Here is a 20522-nt window from a genome sequence, read left to right on the forward strand (position 1 = left end):
CTGCTGTCGCGGCCCAACTTCGACATGAGCACGATCACCACGGACGCGCAGCGGGCGCAGTTCCTGCTCCAGACCTTCCTGGCGGCGGGCCGGCGCGATCTGGTCGGCCAACAACTGGGCCCGATCGCCAACGGCACGAATCCCAACGGGCTGTGCATCGACCGTCCGGACGTCAACGACAACGGCCGACTGTCCTGCCCGCTGACCAATCCGGCCGGCACCAACGGCGGCTTCTCGTATGTGAACAGCTGGCAGCTGCCCACGCAGCAGTACGGATCGAGCAGCGCCAAGTACAACGACTTCCGCGTCGGCGTCGAGCACGACCTGGGTCGCGACGCGATGGTCTATGCGAAGTTCTCGACCGGTCACAAGGCCGGCGGCTTCAACGACACCTTCGCCACCTCGCCCATTCCCGAGGTCTATGGGCCGGAGAAGCTGAGCGTGCTGGAGATGGGCTCGCGCAACGTGCTCGAGCTGATGGGCCGCCGGGCGGTGGTCAATCTGTCGGGCTTCTACTACGACTACAAGAACCAGGTCTTCCAAGACCTGGCCTGCATCAACGTCAACACGCAGGTCACGCCCAACACCTGCAACGGCTATTCGCTGGTGAACCGCAACATCGGCGCGTCGCGGCTGTACGGGCTGGAGGGCGAGCTGCGCATGCCGCTGCCGGCCGGCTTCTCGCTGGACCTGAATGCGGTGCTGCTCAAGACCAAGGTCCGCAGCGCGGTGGTGGCGGATGCGCGCGCCATCGACTACGGCCAGGGCGGCAAGGCGCCGCAGATCAACCTGGCGGGCAACGAGCTGCCGCTGGCGTCCAAGGTCAACCTGTCGGCGCGGCTGCAGCAGGCCTTCGCGCTGGGCCCCGGCAAGCTGGACTGGCAAGCACTGGTGAGCTATCGCTCGTCCTACTACCTGACCCAGTACAACGAGCTGGACGTGGTCACGCTCAACGGCACCGCCACGAGCGCGCTCGCCGCCGGCTTCCCGGATCGGCAGAAGGGCTACGCGACGCTGAACCTGGGGATCGGCTACACGCTGGACCGCTACCGCATCGAGGCCTTCGCCAGCAACGTCACCAACGAGCAGGCCTCGACCAAGGCGCTGGTGGGCTCGAGCCTGAACGTCCGCTTCCTCAACGATGCGCGCAGCTACGGTGTACGGGCGCGCGTCAACTTCTGACCCCAAGGAGACAACGATGGAAAAAAGCGTGATGAAGAAAGACGCGACGAAGAACGCGAGGAAGAACGCGATCGTGCGCGCGCTGCTGCTCGCCGCGCTGGGCGCGAGCGCGACAGGCGGCGCGAGCGCGGCGGGATTCTTCGACGGCTTCGATGGCACCGGGGGCGCCGGGTCGGCATGGGAGACGGCGACTTGGCACAACGGCGCGCCCTTCGGCTGCGGCTTCGCCTACAGCGAGGTCTGGAAGGACAGCGGCAACCTGGTGCTCAATGTCAACGGCGGGACCGGGCGGTGCGGGGAGATCCGCACGAACCAGTCCTTCACTTACGGGAAGTTCACGACGCGCCTGAAGGCCAGCAATTTCGCCGGCGGCAACACCTCGTTCTTCCTCTACACGGGGACGGCGGGCACGGCGAGCCACTTCGAGATCGACATCGAGCTGATCAAGGGCGGCACGGTGCTGCACACCAACGTGTGGAAGAACGGGGTGCAGAACTATGCGCAGTACCCGATCGCCACGGGCTGGCAGACGCTGGGCTTCGAGTGGCGCGAGAACTTCGTGCGCTGGTTCAGCGTGAACGCGCAGGGCGGGGAGACGACGATCCGGCATCAGATCATCTCGGTGTCGACGCCGATGCGCCTGATGCTCAACCACTGGCGCGGCGACAACAGCCCCGATGCCGTCGGCTTCGTCGGTCAATGGAACGGCGGGGGCGGGCCGGCGTATTACGACTGGGTCAAGGTCGAGTAAGCGCGCTCGCCGGCACGGTCCGCCTCGTCCGGCGCTCAAGCCGGGCGAGGGCGGCGGCGCGGCCGGCATTCGAGGAGATCTCCGTCCGCTCTCAGACGCCTTGTGCGATCAAGCCAGCGCGGCCAGCAACGACGCGAGATCGTAAGGCTTGCGCAGCACCGGGAATCCTTCCTCACGCGCCCGCTCGGCCACGTCGCTGTAGCCGGTGACCAGCACCGTCTTGATCGCGGGAAAGCGCCTGCGGACTTCCCTGACCAGCTCCACGCCATCCATGGACCCGGACATGACGATGTCTGAGACGAGGTAATCAGGGCTGAAGCCCGACGCCAGCACAGCCAGCGCCTCGTCGCCATCGCACGCCGCTCGCACGGCCAGACCCTCCGCGCCAAGCAGCTGGACCGAGGACTCGCGCACATCGGGGTTGTCCTCGACCAGGAGCAACACCCGACCCTCGACCGACCGCGGCGCGGGCGCCAGCGCTGCGCCCTCCTGTTCGGGCGTCGCCAGGGCGGCGGGGAAGCGCATCGTGACCGTCGTGCCCTCGCCGAGGCGGCTGCGCACGTCCACCGTGCCGCCGCTGCCGGTCACGAACCCGTGCACCTGCGCCAGGCCGAGGCCGGTGCCGTGGCCTCGCAGCTTGGTGGTGAAGAAGGGTTCGAACACCTTCTCCAGGATCTCGGGCTTGATGCCCTCGCCGTTGTCCTGCACGGTCAGCATCAGCGCCGAATCGCCGTCGGCCGTGAAAGCACGTGACGCGCGGACCCAGACCTCGCCGTGACCGCGCATGGCGTCGCAGGCGTTCGTCACCAGGTTGGTGACGGCGATCTCCAGCTCCAGCGGATCCAGGGCCACGGGCGGCAGGTCGTCGTCCGCCGTGATGGTCAGATGACAGCGCGTGCCCACCAGGGAGCGCAGGACCTCGGCGATCTCCTCCAACACCTCGGCAGCGGCGATCACGCGCGGTTCGTTGCGTCGCCGCCCCGAGATGAGCGTGAGCTGGCGGGTGAGCGCCTCGGCCTTGCGCACGCTGCGACGCATCACCTGCACGTCCTGCTCGACCGCGGGACCGGCGCGTCGCTCCACAATCATGAGTCGGCCGGTGAGCACCTGCAGGATGTTGTTCAGGTCATGCGCCAGGCTGGCGCCGAGACGGCCCACGACGTGCAACTTCTGCGCCCGCGCGAGCTGCGTCTCCGCCGCCTCGCGTCGTTGAACCTGTGCCTGCAGCTCGTCCGTGCGCCGCTGCAGCGCGACGACGGCATCCGTCAAGCGCTTTTGCACGATGCGGAAATGCATGGCCAGCAAGGCCAGCAGCACGCTGTTGGCCAGCAGACCTTCGATCCGGGTCATGTACCAGGCCAGCGAATAGCGCTGGCCGCTGAAGGTGCTCAGCCACACACCGGACCCCTCCGCCACCAGCACGAAGACGAGCCAGACGAAGATCGAGCGGCGCAGCAGTCCGCGACGCCAGATCACCACCACGGCCATGGCGGCGGCGGCGGCGCTGACGTGGGAGCCGACCACGCTCATGTGGCTGAAGAGAGAGCGTCCCCCGACGACGGTCACGGCCGCGGCGTCGGTGAGCTGGGCGCCCAGGGCCATGGCCGCGGCGCCCAGCACGGCCAGGACGAGCGGGAAGGTGCTGGAGGCGTCGGGGCCGGCGTCATCGCGCGGCTCCGCCAGCGCCGCCCAGGCGACGAACAGCGCGAAGCCGGCCCGCCAGCCGACGAAGAGCCAGCTCACCGCATGGGGCGATCCGATCACCGGCCCCTCCGCGAAGACCGCCCCCGGAAAGGTGAGCACGTGCAGGACGGCCATCAGGCCGGCGAAAAGATAGGCCGCCGCCAGGACGATGTGGGCACGCTGGGGGCGGGGCGCTGAGATCAGCAGCCAGAAGGTCGCGAGATCGATCATGGCTGTCGCCGCCCCGTACATGCCGCTGATGTGCGGCAGCTGCGGCAACTGCACGGCCGCGTACGGCAAGGCCAAGGTCACGGAGGTCAGGACCGCGACGCACCCGATCAAGCACAGCCGCCGTTGCCGGGGGCTGGCCACTTCCTCCACGAAGCCTCGATACGGCATCTGTCGTCCTCAGTTTCCGGTGATCGTGCTGTACGGCGGCATGGGCGCGAAGTATCTGTCATCGTCGGCACAGGCCGACGAGAACGCGACGGAGGGAGTCAGCAAACGGGAGACCCGCGCGCGGCCTGGCGCGAGGCAGCCCGCGAACCGCCGGAGGTCAGGGGGCCCCAAAAGCCGACCGGCGGGCGCGTCGCTTGCCCGGGCCCCTCATGTCCAAAGCGAACCGACGATGCTCCACCGGGATCTCCGGACTCGACGACATCCTTCAGGGAGGCCTGCCGAAAGGCCATCTCTATCTGTTCGAGGGGGAGCCGGGCACCGGCAAGACCACGCTGGGCCTGCACTTCCTGCTGGCCGGCGTGGCCGGCGGAGAAAGCGGCCTGTACGTCACGCTGTCGGAAACGGCCAAGGAGCTGACCGAAGTCGCCGAATCGCACGGCTGGAGCCTCGACCACCCCCTGATCGAGGTGTTCGAGCTCGTCAGCGCCGACCAGCTCGGCCCCGAGGCCGAGCAGTCCATCATCCACCCGGCCGAGATGGAGCTGAACCAGACCGTGCAAGGCGTGATGGACCGCATCGAAGCCAGACGCCCGGCGCGCGTGGTGTTCGACAGCCTGTCCGAGATGCGCCTGCTCGCGCAGGAGCCGCTGCGCTACCGGCGCCAGGTCCTGGCGCTCAAGCACTTCTTCGCGCGCCATGACTGCACGGTGCTGATGCTGGACGACCTGAGCGCCGCGGCCGGCGACATGCAGCTGCGCAGCATCGCGCACGGCGTGGTCTGGCTGCAGCAGCAGGTCGGCGAGTACGGCGCCGACAAGCGCTTCCTGCGCGTGGCGAAGATGCGCGGCATCGGCTATCGCAGCGGGGAGCACGACTTCAGCCTCAAGACCGGCGGCATCGAGGTGTTCCCGCGCCTGGTCGCCGCCGAGCACCACCAGGGGTTCGAGCCGGAGAACGCCTCTTCGGGCAACGCGGCGCTCGACGCCGCGTTGGGCGGCGGCTTGGCGCGCGGCAGCAATACGCTGTTCCTCGGGCCGTCCGGCGTCGGCAAGACCACGACGGCGCTGTCGTGCGTGCATGCCGCCCTGCGGCGCGGCGAGAAGGCCGCCTACTACCTCTTCGACGAGGGCCTGGGCACCTTGATGCCCCGAGCGCGCGCCTTGGGCTATGGCGTCCAGGAGTTCATCGACAAGGGGCAATTCCTGCTCAGCGCGCTCGATCCGGCCGAAGTCACGCCCGGCGAGTTCACGGCCCGCGTCCGCGGCGCCGTGGAGCAGGACGGCGCGCGCGTCGTGGTGATCGACAGCCTCAACGCCTATCTGCAGGCGATGCCGGGCGGCAAGTTCCTGATGCTGCAGATGCATGAGCTGCTGACCTACCTCAACCAGCGCGGCGTCCTGACCATTCTGGTCTTGGGGCAGCACGGCATCCTGGGCCAGGGAAAGCTCGACGTCGACCTGAGCTATCTCAGCGACGCCGTCGTGCTGTTCCGCTACTTCGAGGCGCGCGGCAACCTGCTCAAGGCGATCTCCGTCACCAAGAGCCGCACCAACCGGCATTCCAGCTCCATCCATGAGTTCCGCCTCGGCGATCAAGGGGTGGAGGTCGGCGTCGCCCTGAGCGACTTTGAGGGCGTGGTGTCAGGCGTTGCCCGCTACGGCGGCGCCATCGCGCTCCTGAGCGATGGCGACCGCGACCGCGACGGCGACAGCGCATGAGCGGATCGCCGGAGCACCGAGTCCTCGTCCTGACGCCGTTCGGCCGGGATGCGCAGGTGGTCTCGGACGTGGTGGGGCGCCTGGCGCCTGCCCATCCGGTGCGCACGCCTGCCCAGTTGCTGGCTGCGCTCAATGAGGGCGCGGCCGCGGCGGTGGTGACGGAAGAGGCCTTCTTCGTCGCGCCCGGGAGCCCGATGGACGATTGGCTGCGCAGCCAGCCGCCTTGGTCGGACTTCCCCTTTGTCGTGCTCACCGGCAAGCGCACCGGGCGCCGCCCCGCCAACGCGGCCACCTCGCTGCACCTGCTGGGCAACGTCATCCTGCTGGAGCGTCCGCTCAGCCCGGACACGCTGCAGACGGCCGTGGAGGCGGCGGTGCGGGCGCGCAGCCGACAGTACGTCAACCGCTCCATGCTGGCGGAGCTTGCCCAGGCGCACAGCACGGTCGCGCAGCTCAATCGCGATCTGGAAGCGCGCATCGATCACCGCACGCGTGAGCTCTCCCAAGCCAACAACCGCCTGATGAATGAGATCGCCGAGCGCGAGCGCGCTCAGGCGGCGCTGCTGCAGGGGCAGAAGATGGAGGCGGTGGGCCACCTGACCGGCGGGATCGCGCATGACTTCAACAATCTGCTGCACGTCATCGGCACCAACCTCGACCTGCTGGCTCGGCTGGATTGTCCCGACCCGGCGGGGCGCATCGTGGAGAACGCGCGGCGCACCGTGCGGCGCGGCGCGCGGCTGACCGAGCAGCTGCTGTCCTTCGCGCGCAGCCAGTCGCTGGTGCCGCAGCCCACCGACGTGCATGCGCTGCTCCACGGCATGCAGGAGCTGCTGCAAACCTCGGTGGGCTCGCGCATCCGGATCGACCTGGCCCTGAAGCACCCGCACCCCGTCGTGCAGGTCGATCCCAACCAGCTGGAGATGGCGATCCTCAATCTGGCGGTCAACGCCCGCGACGCGATGGCCCAAGGCGGCATGATCACCATTGAAACGGCAGCGACGAGCGGCGCCTCCGAAGGCCGCAAGGCGGGCGAAGGCGGCGACCACGGTGAACAACGTGAGCGCGCCGGGCTGCGGCTGACGATCGCGGACAGCGGCTCGGGCATTCCGGCCTCCATCATCGAGAAGGTCTTCGATCCCTTCTTCACCACCAAGCCCATGGGCAACGGCACCGGACTGGGGCTGTCGCAGGTCTATGGCTTCGCCAGGCAGTCCGGGGGAGACGCCCGCATCGAGAGCCAGCCGGGGAAGGGCACACAGGTCCACCTGAGCTTCCCCGTGGTGCGGGCCGATCTGAGCCGGGAGCCCACGTCGACGCCGCAGCGGCGCGTCACGCCGGCGCAGCGCATCCTGGTGGTGGAGGACGACGAGGAGGTGCGCCAGTCCATCGTGCAGAGCCTGGAGCTGCTGGGGCACCAGGTCGCCGCGGCGCCCGACGGCGCGTCGGCGCTGCGCGCCATCGAGGCGCGGCCGCCCAGCCTGCTGATCGTGGACTACGTGATGCCGGGAATGAATGGCGCGGAACTCATCCGCCACGTGCAGAGCGCGTGGCCGACGATGCCCATCATCCTCGCCACGGGCTATGCCGACATGGACAACGTCGGCGGCGCCATCGGGGCGCGCGCCATCCTCAAGAAGCCGTTCAGCGTCGAGGCGCTGGCGGAGGCCGTGCACGCGGCCGCGGTGTAGGCGCAGGGGAAAGCGCCGCCGGGTCCCGGCGGTCCGGCCGTGGCCGCCTCAGATTGCTTCCGGCTGCGTGGTCGTGCTGCGGGCGCGGAACGAGCTTGCGCCCGCCCTCTCGCCAGCCGCGCAGCAGCTCCTCGACGAAGGGCACGATCTCCAGCAGCGTGATCGAGGCGAGGACCGCCAGGAGATACGACGCCGGCAGGGGCGGCTCCTTCCTCCTCAACGACCAGTCGGCCGCCTCATTCCCCCCGCCGAAGAGCGCCAGGCATTGCGGCCAATGCGCCACCGCAGCCAGGACGATGGCCATCAGCGGGACCAGCTCCAGGAAGCTGTGGACGTGCTGCTCGATCGGGCCGACGACGCGCCGGCTCGAGGCATAGCGGACGTCCCACAGCGCCGTCGCTTCATGCGCGAGGAAGGCGATCAGCATGACCGCGAGGACCAGCGCATTGATCTCCAGGAACAGCCCCGCCAGCACGGGGACGCCGACCTCCGCGAACATCAGCAGGTGGATCAGGGATTCCTTGGCACCGGCGGTGTGGCCGATGTCGGCCGCGCGGTGGCAGATCCAGTCGGCGACGCCCGCCAGCAGCCAGACCGGGATGACGAAGACCATCAAGATCCACTGCGCAGGCTGGTCGTGCATGGCTCACTTCTCCAGGATGAAGGACCCGATCACCAGCGCGTCCAGCGGCGTGCTGAAGAAGGCCTCGATGGCCGCCTTGGGCGTGCCGACGATGGGCTCGCCGCGGACGTTGAACGAGGTGTTTACAAGGATGGGCACGCCGGTCCGCTCGCCGACCGCCTTGAGCAGGTCGTGGAAGACGGGATTCGTCGCCGCGTCCACCGTCTGCACCCGCGCGGTGTGGTCGGTGTGCAGCGCCGACGGGATCCGCTCGGAACGTCCCGGCTTGACGTCATAGACGAAGAGCATGAACGGCGACTCGCCTTCATTGGCCTGCGCCGGCTCGAACCAGTCGGCCAGGTCCTCGCGGTTCACCGCCGGCGCGACGGGGCGGAAGTCCTCGCGGTCCTTGAGCTCGTTGAGCCGCGCCTGCATCTTCGGATTCACGGGCGAGGCCAGCAGCGAGCGGGCGCCCAGCGCGCGCGGCCCGAACTCCATCCGGCCCTGGAACCAGCCCACGATCTTGTCCTGCGCCAACAGCGTCGCAGTCTCGGTCGCGACGTCCTCGACCCGGCGGTAGCGCAGCTTGGACCATTGCAGCAGGGCTTCGATCTCCTCGTCCGCAAAGGCCGGGCCGAGGTAGGCGTGATCCATCTCCCAGCGCCGCGGGGCGAGTTCGGCACCGTTGCCGACGTCGGCCGTCGTGCCGACGCTGCCCAGGCGCTCCCGCGCATCGATCCACAGCGCCGCGCCCAGCGCGGTGCCGGCATCGCCGGCGGCCGGCTGCACCCACACGCGCCGGAAGATGCCCGCGTCCCGGAGCCGTGCGTTCATGACGCAGTTCAGCGCGACGCCGCCGGCCATCGCGAGCCGGTCCTCGCCGGTGCGCTCGCGCAGCCAGACGGCCAGCTGGAGCACCGTCTCCTCCAGCACGTCCTGCAGCGAGGCGGCGAGGTCCAGATAGACCTCCGACATTTCCGAGCCGGGAACACGGGCCGGCCCAAAGTGCTTGACCAGGTCGAGCGGCAGGTTGCGGTACTGGCCGTCGGCCTCGACGACCAGGTGCTCGCGCAGCACGTGCGCGTACTTGGGCGTCCCGAGCGCCGCCATGGCCATCACCTTGTACTCGTCGCTCGAGTGCAGGAAGCCGAGGTAGGTCGTCACGCGTTCGTACAGCAGGCCCAGCGAATGCGGGATCTGGACCTCGCCCAGCGGCTCGTAGCGGTTGTCGCGGTAGACGCCGTAGCAGGTGCTGGCCTGCTCGCCTCGGCCGTCCAGGGTCATGACGGCGCAGCGGGAGAAGGGCGCCGCGAGGAAGGCGCTGGCCTGGTGGCACAGGTGATGCGGCACGAAATGCCAGCGGTAGGGCGCGTTCGCGTGCTTCACGCCGGCGAAGCGGCGCCGCAGGTGGTGCGGGACCGCGTCGGTCAGCAGGCGCGGCGCGCTCAGCACGTAGGCCGCGAAGAGCGGATCCCAGGGGTTTTCCCACGGCCCCGCGTCGAAGTCCGACGGCTGCAAGGGCAGCGTGAATCGGCCCTCCGGCGCGCGGTCGCCCAGGAAGCGCTGGGGATCGAAGCTGTAAGCCACATGGGCGATGTCGGCCAGGGTGACGCCGCCCTCCTTGAGGCAGTAGTCGATCGCGTGATACGGCAGCTCCCAGGCCGTGAAGGGCAGCGGGCGCTTGCCGTGCTTGACGCGGGTGAAGCGCTCCTCCTCGGCGGCCGCGATGACCTCGCCATCGCGCATCAGCGCCGCGGCGGAGTCGTGGAAGCTTGCGTTGATGCCCAGGGTGAGCAGCGGACGGGCGGGCGCCTCACGCCCGCGGGTGCGGGTGGCTGGCAGGTTCGGCATCGGGGATGAGGACGACGAGGCGTTGGCGGTCATGGGGGCTCCAGGGATGAAGAGGTTCCGAGCGATCGGGGAAGAAGGGCGCGGCGTCAGGCCGGCGCGTGCGCGAGATCGTGCAGCGCGCGCACCAGTTCCTCGGGCACCACGGGTTTGGCCATGTGGCGCTGGAAGCCGGCGACCAGCGCGCGCAGACGGTCCTCGGGCTGAGCCAGGCCGGTGAGCGCGATGGCGGGAAGACGTCGGCCAAGCGGCACCTCGCGCCGCGCCTCCAGCGCCCGCACGCCGCGAACGACGGCGTGGCCGTCCTCCGGCCCCAGCGCGATGTCGCAGACCAGCGCGTCGGGCCAGGCCTCGGGCGGCCGCGCGGTCAGGCGGCGCAAGGCCTCGTGACCCGAGTCGACGCGCTCGGTCAGGGCACCGTCCAACTCCAGCAGCTGGCCCAGCGACTCCAGCGCGTCCTCGTCGTCGTCCACGCACATCACGTGGAGACCGGCCAGCGGGTGCGCTTCCAGGCCGAAGCTGGTCTCCAGAGCGGTCTCGCGTGCCTCCAGCGCGGCGTGCGCGAGCTCGGGCGGCGCCGCGCGCAGCTCATCGTCGGACATCGGCGCGTTGGCCAGCGCCGGCAGCGGGAAGTCGACGATGTACTGCTGCAGGCCCGCGGCAGGATCGCGCTCGATCGCGAGATGGCCACCGGCCTCGTTGACCAGGGTGCGCAGCTCCAGCGTGTCGGGCGGGCCGAGATCCGCGTCGATCCGGCCCTGATACCCGACTGTCAGCTGGCTCGCCCGGTCGGCGCGGTGAAGTCGACCTTCCATGCGGCCGCCCCGGGCGCCGCGCAGCGCCAGCAGGCACACCAGCTGCACCACGCGCGCGAGGCGGCTGGCGTCGCCATGCACGCTGGCCACGTCCAGGTCGATGTCGGTGTAGAGATCCACGTCCGCCTCGGCCAGCGTCTGGCGCAGCCCGTCCAGGCTCAGCACCAGCAGCCCCGCGAGGTTGACCGGGTGCTGCGTGAGGCGCCGCTCCAGGGTCTCGGTCTCCTGCTGCTGACGCTGCAGCGCCCACAGCTGCGCGTACAGCCCGCGCCGCTCGAGGAGCTCATCGTGCCGGCCCCGCTCGACGATCTCGCCGCGGTCCATCACGATGATCTGGTCCGCGCCGACGATGGTGGACAGGCGGTGGGCGATGATCAGCGAGGTGCGGTCCCGCGCCACGCGCTCCAGCGCGCCTTGGATCGCGCGCTCGGCCTTGGTGTCCAGCGCCGAGGTCGCCTCGTCCAGCACGACGATGGGCGGGTTCTTCAGGAAGGCTCTGGCGATCGCGACGCGCTGCTTCTCGCCGCCGGACAGCCGGGCGCCGCGCTCGCCCACGCGGGTCTCGTAGCCCTCGGGCAGCAGACCGATGAACTCGTCGGCCTGCGCGGCCCGTGCCGCGGCATGGATCTCTTCAAGCGCCGCGCCGGGCCGGCCGTAGCCGATGTTGTAGGCGATCGTGTCGTTGAACAGCACGGGATCCTGCGGCACCACGCCGATCGCCTGGCGCAGGCTCTGCTGCGACACGCCGGTCAGCGGCTGCCCGCCGATGCTGACCTCGCCGGCGTCGGGATCGTAGAGCCGCATCAGCAGCCGTGCCAGCGTGGACTTGCCCGAGCCGCTGCTGCCCACGACGGCGAAGGTCTGCCCGTGCGGGATCTCCAGTGTCAGGCCTTTGAGGATCTGACGCTCGCGGTCGTAGCCGAAACGGATGTCGTCGAAACGCACCGTGGTGTCGCCCGGGGTCAGGGGCCGGGCGTCGGGGGCGTCGCGGATGTCGGGCTCGCGCGCGAGCAGGGCGAAGAGCAGCTCGGTGTTCAGGAGTGCGTCGCGTGTCTCGCGGAAGACGAAGCCCAGCGTGTTCAGGGGGAGGAAGACCTGGATCAGATAGGCATTGACCATCACCAGATCGCCGATGCTCATCCGGCCCGCGACGGTGTCGATGCCGGCCAGGAGCATCACGCCGCCCACGCCCACCGCGATGATCGCGGCCTGCCCCAGGTGCAGCGTGGACAGCGTCCGCTGGCTGCCGACGCTGCCCTCGACCCACTGCGCGAGCACGCCGCCGTAGCGGTCGCGCTCGCTGTCCTCTCGGCCATGGGTCTTCACCGCTTCATAGTTCAGCAGCGTGTCGACCAGCAGGCCGTGGGCGCGGGTGTCGTGCTCGTTCATCACGCGCTGCCTGGCGACGCGGTGGCGGGTCATCCAGCCCGTCCACACGCTGTACGCCGCCATGCTGCCCGCGATGATCAGCACGAACTTGGCGCCGTAGCCGCTGAGGATGATCACCAGCACCGCGCCGAACTCGACCGCCGTCGGGACGACGGTGAACACGCCCGCGCCGAGGAGATAGCCCAGCCCGTCGGTGCCGCGCTCGACTTCGCGCACGAGGGCGCCGGTGTTGCGGTGGGCGTGAAATCGCGGGCTCATCGCGAGCAGGTGGGCGAAGGCGCGCTCGGAGAAGCCGGCCACGACCTGCTTGCCGACGCGGGCGAAGGCCAGGTCGCGCAGCTCGGTGAACAAGGTGCTGGCGTAACGGAGCAGGGCGTAGCCGATGAGCAACCAGACGGGAACGGTCAGGCCGACGGCGAGGGCGGTGGATGCCGAGGCAGCGATGCCGGGTGCCGAGGCGGCGGGCGATTGGGTCGCGGCGTTCGTCACCGCGGGTGTGAGGTGGTCGACGATGGCCTTGAGCATCGCGGGCACGCCGACGGCGGCGAGCTTGGACAAGACCAGCAGAAGCATCGCGAGCAGCGTGCGACCGCGCCAACGCCACAAGGCCTGCGCGAGGCCGGCGAAGACCTGGCGGGTCGCGGAGCGATCAGGCGGCGCGGCGGTCGCGGCCGGATCGGAGCGGGGTGGGGCGGCGTCCATCAGGAGCTCCCTCGCAAGCGAGGTGCCTGGGGAGGATGGGAATGCATGTCTGGTCAGGAGATGCTTCCCCCTCTCCCGCTTGCGGGAGAGGGCAGGGGAGAGGGTCTTCTCTCCCGCGAACCTCTCACCTTCAATCCAAGAGAACCTCGATCCCATCGAGTATCCCGCCCGTCAACGCGTGATTGCACGAATCGCCTCCACCCGCAAGCGATGCGGCAAAAGACGACGGCGGTCGATCGATGCGCACCGCGATCTTCAACCGCATCGAAGGCGCTCACCCCGCCACCACCGCTGCGCTTCCCCCAGTCCTTCACCTCGAAGAACCGGCTCGGGCCCCACGCTTGCCTCGAAGGATTTCACGAGCCTGCCGCGAGCCATCGCCACACCGACAGCCAGTGCCAGCGCCGCCCTCACACCCACCCCAACTCCCCCCACACCCCACCACCCGGCCCCGAGCCGTCGCAAGGGATATCCCATGCCGCATCTCATCGTCTTCTCGCACCTTCGCTGGGACTTCGTGTTCCAGCGCCCTCAGCAACTGATGTCGCGTCTGGCTTCGGACTACGACGTCATCTTCATCGAGGAGCCCGTCCACGATCCCGCCGGCTCACCCCGCGTCGAGGCGCGACGCGTCGTCCCGCCGGACGGCCCCCATGTCGAGGTGCTGGTCCCCTTCACCCCGATCCCCGCTCCCGGCTTCGACGACGCCCAGCTGCCGCTGCTGATCCCGCTCATCGAGCGCGAACTCGGTGCGCGCGGTGTCCGCGACTACCTGGTCTGGCTCTACACGCCCATGGCCTTGCCCCTCATCGCCGGGATGCAGCCCCGCGCCATCGTCTACGACTGCATGGACGAGCTGTCCGCATTCAAGAACGCGCCAGCCCAGCTGCGTCAGCGCGAGAACGCCCTGATGGCAGCGGCCGATCTCGTGCTCTGCGGAGGCCCCGCGCTGTACGAGGCACGGCGCGGGCAGCATCCCCACCTGCACTGTCTGCCCAGCGCCGTCGACGCGGCGCACTTCGCGCCGCCGCGACCGGGCGCCGCGCCCGCGCTCGAAACGCGCGCCGCCGAGCTCCAAGGCCACATCCCCCACCCGCGCCTGGGCTTCTTCGGCGTCATCGACGAGCGCATGGACCTGGCCCTGGTCACGGAGATCGCCGATCAGCGATCCGACTGGCAACTGATCATGGTCGGACCGGTCGTCAAGATTGGCGAGGCCGCGCTGCCGCGCCGCCCCAATCTGCATTGGCTCGGCATGCAACGCTACGAGCTGCTGCCGCACCTGCTCGCCGGATGGGACGTGGCGCTGATGCCCTTCGCGCTGAACGCGTCGACCCGCTTCATCAGTCCGACCAAGACGCTGGAGTACCTCGCCGGCGCGAGGCCCGTCGTGAGCACGCCCATCCGCGACGTGGTGGGCCTCTACGGCGACGTCGTGGGCATCGGCCACGACGCTGCCAGCTTCATCGCGCGCTGCGAGGAGGCGCTGTCCGAGGACGCCGCCTCGCGCGAGTACTGGCACGGCGCGGCCTCGGCGGTCGTCGCCGCCAGCTCCTGGGACGCGGGCGCGCGCCGCGTGCGCGACTGGCTGGTGGAGCTCACGCATCCGGCCCGCGACGACACGCCGGTCATCGGCACCACGCTGAGGGCGGCCTGAGCATGATCATCGACGCCCACCTTCATTGCACCGGCCGCGAGACCACGGACGACGTGCTGCGAACCCTGGACGAGGCCGGCATCGACGTCGGCGTGCTGCTGGCGCCGTTCCTGGGCGACGGCTACACGCTGGACGACGCGGCCTCCCTGCGCCGCGGCAACGAGCACCTGGCCCGGCTGGTGCGCCAGCACCCGGATCGGCTGATCGGCTTCGCGGTCGTCGATCCGCGCCATCCCGATGCGCCCGACGACCTGCGCCGCGCCATCGACCTCGGCCTGCGCGGCAGCAAGATGGTGCCGACCGGCTGGTATCCCTATGAGGAACGGGTGCAGCCCGTCTTCGCCGTCGCGAACGAGCTGGCGCTGCCGCTGCTGTTCCACAGCGGCATCTTCATCGACGGGCGATCGGGCCGCTTCTGCCGGCCCACCTACTTCGAGGCCCTGCGCGATCACCCGCGCACGCGCGTGACGCTCGCCCACATGGGCTGGCCCTGGACCGACGAGGCGCTGGCGGTCGCGCTCATCGACCGCATCCACGGCGTGCCGCACGAGCGTGCGCAATTCCGGCTCGACATCTCCTTCGGACCGCCGCCGCCGTACCGGCGCGAGGTCCTGGCTCGGATGCTGGACGTGTTGGGCGCGGGCTCGCTGCAGTTCGGCAGCGACTGCTTCCTGCCGTGCTCCGGCGCGCAGGTGCGCGAGCGCATGCAGTGGGTCTTCGATCTGATGGACGAACTGGACCTGGGCGCGGACACCCGCGAGCGCCTTTGGAGCGGCACCGCGGCGGCATGGCTGGGGCTGCCGGCCGCCGAGCGCGCCGTGCCGCGCGAGTCCAGACCGACGCTCGATGAGCGCGCCACACCGGATGCGCAGCTCGCCGCCGACTGCGCCGGCGTGGGCATGGGATTCGCGGGCGCGGGTGTCCATGAAGACCGCGCCTTCCGTCCTCGGCCCTGGCGGCCGATCTGCTGCTGAGGAACGCACGATGGAACATTCCACCGATACCACGCTCCGCTCCGTGCCTCCGGCGCCCCCCCTGGCGCGGCCGCTGCACGTGCTCGAGGTGGTGGGCAACGGCATCGTCGGCGGCATGGAACGCTGCGTCGAGCGGCTCGTCGCCGGCCTGGGCCGCGGCGATCCCAGCCAGCAGAGAGGACGCGGCGAGGCGGCCGACAGCGTCGATCGCCCCGCCGGTTTCCGCTTCACCGTCCTCTGCCCGTCGGAGGGCGCCTTCGCCGAGCGCGTGCGCGCGGTCGGGGCGCAGGTCGGCGTCGTGGCGATGCCGGAGGATCCGCCCTGGTCGTCAATCCAGATGGTGGCCAGCCTGATCGCCGCCGAAGGCGTGGACCTGGTCCATGCGCATTTGCCCAACGCGCATCTGCTGGCGGGCATCGCCGCGCGGCTGGCGGGCGTACCGGTGATGACCACCATACACGGCCGGCAGGTGATCCTGCCCGACCTGGAAGTCCATCGCCTGGCCGGCAGCCATCTCAGCGTCGTGTGCCGTCAAAGCTACTACCACGCGCTCGGCCTGGGCGCCGACCGTGAGCGCCTCAGCCTCGATCCCAACGGCGTGGACGTCGACGAGTTCCGCCCGGGACCGCGCCCCGCGCACGGTCTGCGCGAGACGCTGGGCATCGGGTCCGATGCGCCGCTGGCCGGCTTCGTCGGGCGGCTGTCGCCGGAGAAGGCGCCCGAGGTGATGCTGCGCGGCGCGGCCGTGTTGCGGCAGCGCTTGCCCGGCGCGCATGTCGTCCTGGTCGGCGAGGGGCCGATGAAGACGCAGCTGCGCGAGCACATCGAGCGCGAAGGATTAGGTTCGCACATTCACCTGGTCGGCGGCGTCGACGACGTGCGACCGATCTATCACGAGCTCGATCTGCTGGTCTCCAGCTCCAACTCGGAAGCAATGCCGCTGGCGCTGATGGAGGGCATGGCCAGCGGCCTGCCGGTGGTCGCGACCCGCGTGGGCGGCGTGCCGGAGATCGTCGAGCACGGTGGCACCGGCTGGCTGGTCCAGCCGCGCGACTACGAGGACCTTGCCGGGCGCATGCACCAGATGCTGACTCAGCCCGAGTTGTGCCGGGGCATGGGCGCGGCGGCCCGCGCGCGCATGGAGCGTCACCATCGGCTGGACCGGATGCTGGCCTCGCTCGGTGACCGAATGCGTCGCGTGGCGCGCGGGATGCCCGATGAACACGGGCAACGCGCGGCGCCTGGCGCGGTACGTCACTTGCCTCTCAACCTCATCCGCGCCGAGTCGCCATGGATGGAGCAGTCATGATCGAAGCCCCTCTCAGAATTGCGCTGATCAGCGAGCACGCTTCGCCGCTGGCGCAGCAAGGCAGCGTCGACGCCGGCGGCCAGAACGTGTACGTGGCGCATGTCGCCACAGCGCTGGCGCGTCGCGGCCACCATGTCGACGTGATGACCCGCCGCGACCAGCGCGCGTTGCCCACCGCGGTCGACATGCGGCCGGGCGTGCGGGTGCTCCACATCGACGCCGGCCCGCCGGAGTTCGTCCCCAAGGAGCAGCTGCTGCCGCACATGCGCGCCTTCGGGACGGCCGCGATGCGGCTGATGCGGCGCAGTCTGCGTCACGACGTGGTGCACGCCAACTTCTTCATGTCGGGCGTGGTCGGTCTGCGGCTGCAGCATCAACTCAATGTGCCCTTGGTGCAGACCTTCCACGCGCTGGGCGCGGTCAGGCGGCTGCATCAGAAGGAAGCGGACCGTTTCCCCGAGGAGCGCATCGAGATCGAGCGCCGCATCGCCTGCGAGGCCGACTGCGTGATCGCCGAATGTCCGCAGGACGCGGACGACCTGATGCATCACTGCGGCACGCCGCCGGATCGCATCGCGCAGGTGCCTTGCGGCGTGGACCTGGACGAGTTCGGTCCCGGCGACCAGGTGGCGGCGCGTCGCAAGCTGCGGCTGGACGAGCACGAGTTCATCGTGCTGCAGCTGGGCCGGCTGGTACCGCGCAAGGGCATCGAGAACGTGATCCGCGCGGTCGCCCAGCTGCCGCCGGGAAGGCCGTGGCGACTGCTGGTGGTGGGGGGCGACGCGGTCGTGCCCGACGAGGCGCGCACGCCGGAGATCGCGAGACTTCGCCGCGTGGCGCAGGACTGCGGAGTCGAGGCGAACGTCACCTTCGTCGGGCGGCGGGACCGCGATCAGTTGCGGGACTACTACCGCGCCGCGGATGTCTTCGTGACCACGCCCTGGTACGAGCCCTTCGGCATCACGCCGCTGGAAAGCATGGCCTGCGCGACGCCGGTGATCGGCTCGGCGGTGGGCGGTGTGCAGCACACGGTGGTCGACGGAATGACCGGCTACCTTGTGCCGCCCGAGGACCCGCGCACGCTGGCGTTGCGGTTGGACGACCTGCGACGGCATCCCGCGCTGGGCCGCCTGATGGGCCGGGCCGGCCTGATGCGCGTGCAGAGCGAATTCACCTGGGACAGCGTGGCGGCGCGGCTGGCCGGGATTTACGGTCGTGTGGCGGCGCGGCGCGCAGCGATGAACGCGCCGGCGCTTCGGCTGCTTCCGCCCGTGGCCGCAGTCCGTGGCGGCGAGGGCGTGACCGCGCCCCTGACGCTCGTGCCGCCGCTGGAGGCGCAACGATGACGGGCGCGCAGGCGCTGAAGGCGCAGGAGGAGCGCTGGCGGCGCTGGCAAGCCGCCCGGCGCGTGCTGCTGATCCGGCTCGACAACCTCGGCGACGTGCTGATGACGACGCCGGCGCTGGCGGCGGTGCGCGAGTCGCTGCCCGACGCCCACCTGAGCTTGCTGGCGGCGCCCGCGATGGTCGGGCTGAAGCCCCACCTGCCGATGGTCGACGAGATCATCGGCTTCCACGCGCCCTGGATGAAGGCCGGCGCGATGGCGCTGCCATCGGGCAATGCCCCGACGACGAGCGAGGCCGTCGAGGACGGTGGGGCCGACAGCGCCTGCGGCGTCGCCCCGCTGGGCGAGCACGAACGCCAGCTGCTCTCGCGACTGCTCGGCGAGCGTCCGGCGGATCGCTTCGACGCCGCGATCATCTTCACGGTCTGCACGCAGAGCCCACTTCCAGCGGCCACGCTGTGCCGGCTGGCCGGCATCCCGCTGGTGCTCGCCCATGCGCGCGAGCGCGCCTATGCGCTGCTCAGCGACGAGGTGCCGGATCCGGACGTCGTGCGCGCCGGCATGCGCCACGAGGTGCGGCGACAGCTCGATCTGGCGGCCAGGGTCGGCTGCGTCACGCATGACGAGCGTTTGCGCTTCCACCTGCGCGATGCGGATCGGCGTGCGGCGGCGCGAGCGCTAGCCGCCGCGGGGTTGTCGGCGGGGCGCCCCTTTGTCCTGGTGCATCCTGGCGCCAGCGCGCCGTCCCGCCGCTATCCGGCCGACAAGCTGGGGGAGGCGGCGGAACGGATCCGCCGCCAGGACCCGACGGGACGGACCGGGGTCGTGCTCTGCGGCGGCGCCGGCGAGGAGGAATTGATCGCGCAGATGCGGGCGGCGATGGGCGGCACGGGGCTGGTGCTCGAGCCGGCGTCCGGCGTCGGTGAGCTCGCCGCGCTGATCGCGTCCGCGGAGCTGCTGGTCGGCAACAACAGCGGCCCCGCGCATCTGGCGGCCGCCGTCGGCACGCCGGTCGTCGACCTCTACGCACTGACGAATCCCCAGCACACGCCCTGGCGCGTGGAGAGCCGGGTGCTGTCGCACGACGTGCCCTGTCGCAACTGTCAGAAGAGCGTCTGCCCGCAAGGGCATCACGACTGCTTGCGCCGGATCACGCCCGCGGAGGTCGCCGCGGCGGCGTGGGACCTTCTGAGAGCGGGCCGGGCGCGGGCCGCGTCGGCGCGCGAGGGGCGCGGCGCGAGGCTCGCCGAGACCGAAGCCGAAGCCGCAGCGGAAGCCGAAGCCGAAACCACAGTCGATTGGGGAGCCGCCGCATGAGCGCCCCGGAGATCTCGGTCGTCATGCCGACCTACCGCCGCCCCGACCTGCTAGAGCGTTGCTTGCGCGCGTTGATGGCGCAGACGCTGGCGCCGACTCGGTATGAGGTGCTGGTGGTCGACGACGGCCAGGAGGAGCGGGCGCGTACGCTGGTGGAGCGACTCGCCGCCGAGCCGGGCGCGCCAGCGATCCGCTACTTGAGGCCGCCGTCGGGCCGGGGACCGGCCGTCGCGCGCAATACCGGCTGGCGCGCGGCGGCGGCGCCGCTGGTCGCTTTCACCGACGACGACACCCGTCCCGATGTCGATTGGCTTCGGCAGGGGCTGAGCGCCATGCTGGCGCATCCCGCGTGGATCGCCGCGGCGGGGCGCGTGCGAGTGCCTGCTATGGGCGAGCCCGTCGGGCAAGCGCCGATGTCCGACTCGGCACATGCCGCGACCACGTTCTCCATCTTGACCCCGACGCTGAAGTCGACGGCGGCCGAGCCACTGAACGCGATGCCTGGCCCAGATCTTCCGAGGGTCGGTCCGCCGCGGGCGCCGACCGACCACGAGCTGATGACCCGCGGCCTGGAGACGGCCGAGTTCGTGACCGCCAACGCGTTCGTGCGCCGCGAGGCGCTGGTGCGGATCACCGGCTTCGACGAGCGATTCCGGCGGGCGTGGCGGGAGGACTCGGACCTCCAGTTCCGGCTCCAGGCGGAGGGCGAGCTCGGCCGCGCGGATGCCGCGCTGGTCTGGCACCCCGTCCGGCCCGAGCGCTGGGGCGTGTCGCTGCGTCAGCAGCGCAACGTCTTCTTTGACGCGCTGCTGTACCGCAAGCATCCGCGGCTGTACCGCGAGCGCGTGCGGCCGGTGCCGCCATGGGACTACTACGCGGTCGTGCTGCTGACCGCGGGCGGCGCGATGCTCGCGCTTGCCGGCAACGTCCCGGGCGGGGTGCTGATGCTGGCCGCTGCGGTCGCGCTGGTGCTTCGGATCGCCGTCAAGCGCCTGCGGCGCACCTCGCATGCGCCGTCCCACGTGGCGGAGATGCTCTGCACCTCCGCCGCCATTCCCTTCCTTTCGGTGTACTGGCGGTTGCGCGGCGCCTGGCATTTCCGGACGCCGTTCCTGTGAGG

The 20522-nt window shown here is 70.4% G+C and carries 14 protein-coding genes; 10 read left to right on the forward strand and 4 right to left on the reverse strand.

Translation table 11 applies throughout. The features are described from left to right. Positions 1-1182 (forward strand): TonB-dependent receptor (locus tag ABDW59_RS04315; protein ID WP_343628253.1); only part of this gene is annotated, 1182 nt, incomplete at its 5' end. 16 nt (positions 1183-1198) lie between these two features. Next, the gene (locus tag ABDW59_RS04320) at positions 1199-1933 is read left to right on the forward strand and encodes a family 16 glycosylhydrolase (RefSeq protein ID WP_343628254.1); all 735 of its coding nucleotides are present in this window, start codon (positions 1199-1201) and stop codon (positions 1931-1933) included. Between the two features lie 108 nt (positions 1934-2041). On the opposite strand, the gene ABDW59_RS04325 is transcribed toward ABDW59_RS04320, so the two are convergent. Further along, positions 2042-4015: an ATP-binding protein gene (locus ABDW59_RS04325; RefSeq protein WP_343628255.1), complete on the reverse strand. Its 1974-nt coding sequence runs from the start codon at positions 4013-4015 to the stop codon at positions 2042-2044. Positions 4016-4224: 209 nt separating this feature from the next. Here ABDW59_RS04325 and ABDW59_RS04330 point away from each other — a divergent pair, with 209 nt between their 5' ends. Together ABDW59_RS04330 and ABDW59_RS04335 are read left to right on the forward strand one after the other, a co-directional pair. Next, positions 4225-5733 carry an ATPase domain-containing protein gene (locus ABDW59_RS04330; protein WP_343628256.1) on the forward strand — a complete coding sequence of 503 codons (1509 nt, stop codon included), beginning with the start codon at positions 4225-4227 and terminating at the stop codon, positions 5731-5733. Continuing rightward, positions 5730-7424 carry a response regulator gene (locus tag ABDW59_RS04335; protein ID WP_343628257.1) on the forward strand — a complete coding sequence of 565 codons (1695 nt, stop codon included), beginning with the start codon at positions 5730-5732 and terminating at the stop codon, positions 7422-7424. Before ABDW59_RS04330 ends, ABDW59_RS04335 begins: the two co-directional genes overlap by 4 nt. Here ABDW59_RS04335 and ABDW59_RS04340 read toward each other — a convergent pair. From ABDW59_RS04340 to ABDW59_RS04350, 3 genes are all read right to left on the reverse strand, one after another. Further along, positions 7378-8067, reverse strand: coding sequence for a diguanylate cyclase (locus tag ABDW59_RS04340; protein ID WP_343628258.1), 690 nt, complete (start codon positions 8065-8067; stop codon positions 7378-7380). The two genes, ABDW59_RS04335 and ABDW59_RS04340, sit on opposite strands and share 47 nt — an antisense overlap. Before the next feature lie 3 nt (positions 8068-8070). Continuing rightward, positions 8071-9897, reverse strand: a complete 1827-nt coding sequence (locus ABDW59_RS04345) for a carbamoyltransferase C-terminal domain-containing protein (protein ID WP_343628479.1) — start codon at positions 9895-9897, stop codon at positions 8071-8073. Positions 9898-9983: 86 nt separating this feature from the next. Continuing rightward, positions 9984-12800, reverse strand: a complete 2817-nt coding sequence (locus tag ABDW59_RS04350) for an ATP-binding cassette domain-containing protein (protein ID WP_343628259.1) — start codon at positions 12798-12800, stop codon at positions 9984-9986. Positions 12801-13275: 475 nt separating this feature from the next. On the opposite strand from ABDW59_RS04350, the gene ABDW59_RS04355 reads away from it, so the two are divergent. Genes ABDW59_RS04355 through ABDW59_RS04380 form a run of 6 tightly spaced genes read left to right on the forward strand, consistent with a single transcriptional unit; the run spans position 13276 to position 20520 of the window. Further along, positions 13276-14457, forward strand: a complete 1182-nt coding sequence (locus tag ABDW59_RS04355) for a glycosyltransferase (RefSeq protein WP_343628260.1) — start codon at positions 13276-13278, stop codon at positions 14455-14457. A gap of 2 nt (positions 14458-14459) precedes the next feature. Continuing rightward, complete coding sequence (locus ABDW59_RS04360) at positions 14460-15431, forward strand: amidohydrolase family protein (RefSeq protein WP_343628262.1); 972 nt, start codon at positions 14460-14462, stop codon at positions 15429-15431. A gap of 10 nt (positions 15432-15441) precedes the next feature. Further along, positions 15442-16740: a glycosyltransferase gene (locus ABDW59_RS04365; protein ID WP_343628263.1), complete on the forward strand. Its 1299-nt coding sequence runs from the start codon at positions 15442-15444 to the stop codon at positions 16738-16740. Further along, the gene (locus ABDW59_RS04370) at positions 16737-18086 is read left to right on the forward strand and encodes a glycosyltransferase (RefSeq protein ID WP_343628265.1); all 1350 of its coding nucleotides are present in this window, start codon (positions 16737-16739) and stop codon (positions 18084-18086) included. Before ABDW59_RS04365 ends, ABDW59_RS04370 begins: the two co-directional genes overlap by 4 nt. Then, entirely contained in the window at positions 18083-19402 is a 1320-nt protein-coding gene (locus ABDW59_RS04375) for a glycosyltransferase family 9 protein (RefSeq protein WP_343628266.1), read from the forward strand. Before ABDW59_RS04370 ends, ABDW59_RS04375 begins: the two co-directional genes overlap by 4 nt. Next, positions 19399-20520, forward strand: a complete 1122-nt coding sequence (locus ABDW59_RS04380; protein WP_343628267.1) for a glycosyltransferase — start codon at positions 19399-19401, stop codon at positions 20518-20520. The genes ABDW59_RS04375 and ABDW59_RS04380 overlap by 4 nt, the downstream gene beginning before the upstream one ends. The last annotated feature ends 2 nt before the right edge of the window (positions 20521-20522 follow it).

Origin of the sequence: Roseateles sp., from assembly GCF_039595295.1 — a bacterium.
Classification (GTDB): Bacteria; Pseudomonadota; Gammaproteobacteria; order Burkholderiales; family Burkholderiaceae_C; genus Roseateles.

Coding starts and splice junctions, on each gene's coding strand:
- ABDW59_RS04325 (WP_343628255.1), bottom strand. CDS start 4,015: ATGCCGTATCGAGGCTTCGTGGAGGAAGTGGCCAGCCCCCGGCAACGG.
- ABDW59_RS04340 (WP_343628258.1), bottom strand. CDS start 8,067: ATGCACGACCAGCCTGCGCAGTGGATCTTGATGGTCTTCGTCATCCCG.
- ABDW59_RS04375 (WP_343628266.1), top strand. CDS start 18,083: ATGACGGGCGCGCAGGCGCTGAAGGCGCAGGAGGAGCGCTGGCGGCGC.
- ABDW59_RS04355 (WP_343628260.1), top strand. CDS start 13,276: ATGCCGCATCTCATCGTCTTCTCGCACCTTCGCTGGGACTTCGTGTTC.
- ABDW59_RS04360 (WP_343628262.1), top strand. CDS start 14,460: ATGATCATCGACGCCCACCTTCATTGCACCGGCCGCGAGACCACGGAC.
- ABDW59_RS04365 (WP_343628263.1), top strand. CDS start 15,442: ATGGAACATTCCACCGATACCACGCTCCGCTCCGTGCCTCCGGCGCCC.
- ABDW59_RS04370 (WP_343628265.1), top strand. CDS start 16,737: ATGATCGAAGCCCCTCTCAGAATTGCGCTGATCAGCGAGCACGCTTCG.
- ABDW59_RS04345 (WP_343628479.1), bottom strand. CDS start 9,897: ATGCCGAACCTGCCAGCCACCCGCACCCGCGGGCGTGAGGCGCCCGCC.
- ABDW59_RS04380 (WP_343628267.1), top strand. CDS start 19,399: ATGAGCGCCCCGGAGATCTCGGTCGTCATGCCGACCTACCGCCGCCCC.
- ABDW59_RS04335 (WP_343628257.1), top strand. CDS start 5,730: ATGAGCGGATCGCCGGAGCACCGAGTCCTCGTCCTGACGCCGTTCGGC.
- ABDW59_RS04350 (WP_343628259.1), bottom strand. CDS start 12,800: ATGGACGCCGCCCCACCCCGCTCCGATCCGGCCGCGACCGCCGCGCCG.
- ABDW59_RS04320 (WP_343628254.1), top strand. CDS start 1,199: ATGGAAAAAAGCGTGATGAAGAAAGACGCGACGAAGAACGCGAGGAAG.
- ABDW59_RS04330 (WP_343628256.1), top strand. CDS start 4,225: ATGTCCAAAGCGAACCGACGATGCTCCACCGGGATCTCCGGACTCGAC.